Origin of the sequence: Rubrivivax gelatinosus, from assembly GCF_016583785.1 — a bacterium.
GTDB lineage: Bacteria > Pseudomonadota > Gammaproteobacteria > Burkholderiales > Burkholderiaceae_C > Rubrivivax > Rubrivivax gelatinosus_B.
In genome coordinates, this window is the sequence record NZ_NRRU01000176.1 from 1 (window position 1) to 5,546 (window position 5,546).

Here is a 5,546-nt window from a genome sequence, read left to right on the forward strand (position 1 = left end):
GGCCTGGCGGCTGCGCGCGTCCGCCACCGGCCGCCCGGCGCGCCCGGCGCTGCGGGCAGGGGAGGTGGCATGAGCCATCAGGACTTGTCCGGGGCTCATTCCCGCCTGGCGGGATCGGCCGCAGGCCGGAGGGTGCCCCAGTGAGCCCTCAGGACTTGTCCGGGGCTCATTCCCGCTCGGCGGGACCGGCCGGCAGGCCGAAGGGTGCCCCAATGAGCGCTCAGGACTTGTCCGGGGCTCATTCCCGCTCGGCGGGACCGGCCGCAGGCCGAAGGGTGCCCCAATGAGCAGCGGCGCGCTCGGTCTGTTCGTGCTGGTGCTGGTGCCGGCCTTCGTGCTGCTGGCGCTGGCGATGGACCGCCACCACGAGGACTGGTTCGGCGTCGCCCCGCCGCCGGGGCGGCCGCGGCGCTGGCGCCTGCTGGCGCTGCTGCTGATCGCCGGCTGCGCGCTCGCCGCCAGCCTGATGCCGCATCCCGGGCTGGCCTGGGTGGAGCTGGTGTGCGCAGCCTCGTGCGCGGCCTTCCTCGTCGTCGCCGGTGTGAGCCGATGGCGGCGGCGCTGAATCCGCCCGCGGCCGCCGGTGCCGCGGACGCGCCCGGCCCGCAGGCGCTGGCGCGCCTGTACGTCGACCACCATGGCTGGCTCCAGGACTGGCTGCGGCGGCGCCTGGGCAATGCCGCCGACGCGGCCGATCTGGCGCACGACGCTTTCGTGCGCCTGCTGGTCGCGCCGCGGCGTTTCGACAGCCCGCCGGCGGCGCGTGTCTACCTGCGCACGATGGCCAACGGCCTGTGCGTGGACCTGTGGCGCCGGCGCGAGGTCGAGCAGGCCTGGCGCGAGACGCTGGCCGCGCGCCCCGAGGCGCTGGCGCCGTCGGCCGAGCAGCAACTGCTGGTGTTGCAGGCGCTGCAGGAGATCGACGCGATGCTGCGCCGGCTGCCGCCGAAGACGTCACGTGCCTTCGTGCTCGGCGTCGCCTGTGGCATGACCGACGCCGAAGTCGGCCAGGAGCTGGGCGTGTCCGCGCGCATGGTGCGCAAGCACGTCGCCCGCGCGATGCTGCACTGCCTGCTGCTGGAGGCGGCCGCGAGCGTCGGCGCGCCGGGCTGAACGTGGACGGCAAGGCCACGGCTTCGCAGCGCGCGCTGCAGCAGGCAGCCGACTGGTTCGCGCGCCTGCGCGACGGCGCCGCCGGCGAGGCCGAGCACGCGGCCTGGCGGCGCTGGTATGACGCCGCCGCCGAACACCGCCAGGCCTGGGCTTTCGTCGAGCGCGTCGGCTCCCGTTTTGCGCCCATCCGCGCCACGCCTGACCCTCGCCTGGCTGCCGCGGCTCTGCAGGCGGCCGCGGCGCCGCGGCTGCGCCGGCGTGGCGTCGTGTTCGGCGCCGCCGCGCTTGCCGGCGGCCTGTCCGGCTGGACGCTGTGGCGCGATCCGGCGCTCGCCGCGCCGCTGCTGGCGCTGTGGGCCGACGAGCGCAGCGCCGTCGGCGAGCTGCGCGAGATCGTGCTGGCCGACGGCAGCCGCGTCTGGCTGGCCAGCGCCAGCGCCTTCGACCGGGACTACGGCCGCTCGCTGCGCCGGCTGCGGCTCCTGGCCGGCGAAATGCTGGTGCGCACCGGTGCCGACGAGCGCGCCTTCGTCGTCGACCTGCCGCAGGGCCGGCTGCGGGCGCTTGGCACGCGCTTCACGGTGCGGCTGGAGGACGACGGCCTCGGCCTGGTCGCGGTGCATGCCGGCGCGGTGGAGCTGCGCGCCGCCGCCGGCGGCACGGTGCGCCGGGTGCAAGCCGGCGAGCAGCTGCGCTTCGACGCCGCTGGCGCCGGCCCGCTGCAGCCGGTCGACCCGGCGCGAGAGGCCTGGACGCGCGGGCTGCTGATCGCGCGTGCGATGCCACTGGCGCAGGTCGTCGCCGAACTGCAGCGCTGGCATCGCGGCCGCATCACGCTCGCGCCCGAGATCGCCGCGTTGCCGGTGTTCGGCAGCTACCCGCTGCGCGACGCCGGGCGCACGCTGGCGATGCTGTCCTCGGTGATGCCGATCGGCGTGCGCCGGCCGCTGCCCGGGTGGACCCGGGTCGAGCCCGCGCCAGGGCGCTGAACGCGGCGCGGTTCCGCTTTCGGCCGGGTTCTTCGATCAACAGCATGAGAGCGCTGGCGCGCGAACGCGCACCGCCTGCGCTCGCGTCCGTTGCCACCCACAAGAGGAACCCCCATGACCCACCGTTCGTCCCGCGCCGCCGTGCCGCGCTGCGGCCTGCACCCGGCGCCGCTCGCACTGGCGCTGCAGCTCGCCTTCGCCGCTGTCGCGGCGGCCCTGGTCCTTCCCGACAGCGCCCGCGCCCAGCCGGCGAGCGCCCAGGCCGACCGGGCCTACAGCATCCCGGCCGGCGCGCTCGACGCGGCGCTGGCGCGTCTGGCCGCCGAGTCCGGGCTGCTGCTGGCCGCGTCCGCCGAGCTGGTGCAGGGCCGCCGCAGCCCCGGCCTGCAGGGCCGCTACGCGCCCGAGGACGCGCTGCGTGCGCTGCTGGCCGGAAGCGGCCTGCAGGCCGCACGCCGCAGCGACGGCGCCTACACGCTGCTGCCGGCGGCCGAGCGCGCCGGCGCGGCGCCGGCGACGCTGCCGCCCTTGCGCGCCAAGGGCCGGCGCGAGGATGAGACCGCGACCGGCCCGGTCGACGGTTATGTCGCGCGCCGCAGCGCCTCGGCCTCGCGGACCGACACCGCGCTGCTGGAGACGCCGCAATCGGTCTCGGTCGTCGGCGCCGAACAGCTCGCGGCGCAGAAGGCGGTGTCGCTGGCCGATGGCCTGAGCTACACGCCCGGCGTCGCCCAGCAGTCGGCGGTGTTCAGCCGCATGGTCGACGACCTGATGGTGCGCGGCTTCAACGTCGCCAACGGCAACCTGGGCATGCTGCGCGACGGCATGAAGTACCAGTCCAACGTCTACGACGGCGGCATGGAGCCCTACGGCCTGGAGCGCCTGGAACTGGTGCGCGGCGCGGCCTCTGTGCTCTACGGCCAGCTCTCGCCCGGCGGCCTGGTCAACGCCGTCAGCAAGCGGCCGACCGTCACGCCGCTGAACGAGCTCAACCTCGAGTTCGGCAGCTACGACCGGCGCCAGGTCTCGGGCGACTTCGGCGGCGCCATCGACGCCGACGGCCGCTGGAGCTGGCGCCTGACGGCGCTGGCGCGCGACGCCGACAACTGGGTGCACGACGTGCCCGACGACAAGCGCTACGTCGCCCCGGCGCTGAGCTGGCAGCCCGACGCCGACACCCGGCTGACGCTGCTGGCCAGCCGCCAGTCGGTGGACACGCGCTTCGCCTCGCCGCTGCTGTACCAGGACGTCGCCAGCGGCGTGCTGCCGCGCCGGCTGTTCCTCGGCGAGCCCGACTTCGACCGCTACGACAGCGACACCACGGCGCTGGGCTACGAGTTCGAACACCGCTTCGCCAACGGCGTGAAGCTGCGCAGCGCCGCGCGCCGCTTCGACGCCGACGTGCGCTGGGACTACATGATGGCCAACATCGCCCCGGTCAGCGGCGGTCTGCTGTACCGCCTGGCCAGCCAGCGCGACGAACGCTCCAGCGGCCAGACCGCCGACAACTCGCTGGCCTTCGACTTCGACACCGGCGCGCTGAGGCACTCGCTGCTCGCCGGCATCGATTACTACCGCCGCACTTACGACTCGCACCGCTGGCGCGGCAGCGCGCCGTCGGCTCTGGACCTCGCCGACCCGGTGCGCGCGGGCGCGCCGGCGATCGACGGCACGCGCGACCGCGGCAGCGACAACCTGGGCGAGCAGACCGGCCTGTACCTGCAGGACCAGATGCGCCTGGGGCGCTGGGCCCTCACCGCCGGCGCGCGCTATGACAACAGCCGTTCGCATTCGCGCAGCTACCTGAGCGGCGCGCGCAGCGGCCAGAAGGACGACGACGTCACCGGCCGTGCCGGCGTCGTCTACCTGTTCGATTCGGGCTGGGCGCCGTACCTGAGCGTGAGCCAGTCCTTCCAGCCGCAGATCGGCACCGACTCGCAGAGCGGCGAAGCCTTCACGCCCAGCCGCGGGCGCCAGGTCGAAGCCGGCCTGCGCTGGCAGCCCGCCGACAGCCGGCTGCTGCTGGCGGCGGCCCTCTACGAACTGCGCCAGACCGACGTCGTCACCGCCGACGCCAACGCCAACCAGTACCAGCAGGGCGAAGTGCGTTCGCGCGGCTTCGAACTCGAGGCGCGCTGGCAGGGGCGGCAGACGGCGCTGATCGGCGCCTTCGCCTTCACCGACGCGCGCGTGCGCCGCAGCCGCCTCGCCTACGAGGTCGACCAGCAGGTCGCGATGGTGCCGCGGCAGGCGTTTTCGCTCTGGAGCGAACGCCGCTTCCAGGACTTCGGGCTGGCCGGGCTGAAGCTCGGCCTCGGGCTGCGCTACACCGCGCGCACCAACATCCCGGAACGGGGCGCGCAGGTGCCCGGCTACACGCTGGTCGACGCGATGCTGGGCTACGAACTGGGCGAACTGCGCCCGGCGCTGCGCGGCGCCACCGTGGCGCTGAACGCGCGCAACCTGTTCGACCGCGAGTTCTTCACCTGCACCGGCTCCGACGGCTGCCGCTATGGCGAGCCGAGCACCTGGACGGCGACGTTCGGCTACCGCTGGTGAGCGTTCGGGCGCGGGTGATGCAGGCATAGAATGCGAACGATTCGCAACAACGCCTCGCGCTCGCGCCCGCCGTGTCCGCCGACCAGGCCCTGAACCAGCAGCTCCGCACGCTCTACGTCGACCACCACGGCTGGCTGCAGGGCTGGCTGCGGCGGCGTCTGGGCAATGCCGCCGACGCGGCCGACCTGGCGCACGACGCTTTCGTGCGCCTGCTGGTCGCGCCGCGGCGTTTCGACAGCCCGCCGGCGGCACGTGTCTACCTGCGCACGATGGCCAATGGCCTGTGCGTGGACCTGTGGCGCCGGCGCGAGGTCGAGCAGGCCTGGCTGCAGGCGCTGGCGGCGCAGCCGGCGGCGCTGGCGCCGTCGGCCGAGCAGCGCGCCATCGTCGTCGAGACGCTGCTGCAGGTCGGCGCGATGCTGGCGCGGCTGTCGCCGCGTGCCGCCGCCGCCTTCGTGATGGCCCAGGTCGACGGCATGCCCTACCGCGAGATCGCCGCCGCGCTCGGCGTGTCCGAGCGCATGGTCAAGAAGTACGTCGCGCAGGCCATGCTGCAGTGCGCGCTGATCGAGGCCGGCCTGGCCTGAACATGGCGGCCGGCCGCAACGCCCCGCAGCCGGCCGACGGCCCGGCCGTCGACCACGCCAGCCTGGAGCAGGCCGCACTCTGGTACGCGACGCTGCGCGCCGAGACCGTCGGCGACGCCGAGCGCCGCGCCTGGCAGGCCTGGCTGGCGCAGTCGCCGCTGCACGCACGCGCCTGGGCCCACATCGAGGCCGTCGGCCGGCGTTTCGAGCCGCTGCGCACCGGCGGGGCCGACGCCGCGCTGGCCGGTGCGTCCGCCGCGCGCCGCATCGCGGTCGGCCGGCGCCGCGTCATCGGTGG

At 75.0% G+C, this 5,546-nt stretch carries 6 protein-coding genes; all 6 read left to right on the plus strand.

All coding sequences use genetic code 11. The features are described 5' to 3' along the window. The first annotated feature begins 283 nt into the window (after nt 1-283). The gene (locus tag CKO43_RS24820; protein WP_200231142.1) at nt 284-565 is read left to right on the plus strand and encodes a DUF3325 family protein; all 282 of its coding nucleotides are present in this window, start codon (nt 284-286) and stop codon (nt 563-565) included. After that, on the plus strand, nt 550-1,113 hold the full coding sequence (locus CKO43_RS24825) for a sigma-70 family RNA polymerase sigma factor (protein ID WP_200380342.1): 564 nt from the start codon (nt 550-552) through the stop codon (nt 1,111-1,113). Before CKO43_RS24820 ends, CKO43_RS24825 begins: the two co-directional genes overlap by 16 nt. A gap of 2 nt (nt 1,114-1,115) precedes the next feature. Continuing rightward, nucleotides 1,116-2,102, plus strand: a complete 987-nt coding sequence (locus CKO43_RS24830; protein WP_346014477.1) for a FecR domain-containing protein — start codon at nt 1,116-1,118, stop codon at nt 2,100-2,102. Between the two features lie 114 nt (nt 2,103-2,216). Continuing rightward, entirely contained in the window at nt 2,217-4,661 is a 2,445-nt protein-coding gene (locus CKO43_RS24835; protein ID WP_200380343.1) for a TonB-dependent siderophore receptor, read from the plus strand. Nucleotides 4,662-4,732: 71 nt separating this feature from the next. Further along, the gene (locus CKO43_RS24840) at nt 4,733-5,248 is read left to right on the plus strand and encodes a sigma-70 family RNA polymerase sigma factor (protein ID WP_200380344.1); all 516 of its coding nucleotides are present in this window, start codon (nt 4,733-4,735) and stop codon (nt 5,246-5,248) included. A gap of 2 nt (nt 5,249-5,250) precedes the next feature. After that, nucleotides 5,251-5,546 (plus strand): FecR/PupR family sigma factor regulator (locus tag CKO43_RS24845; protein ID WP_200380345.1); only part of this gene is annotated, 296 nt, incomplete at its 3' end.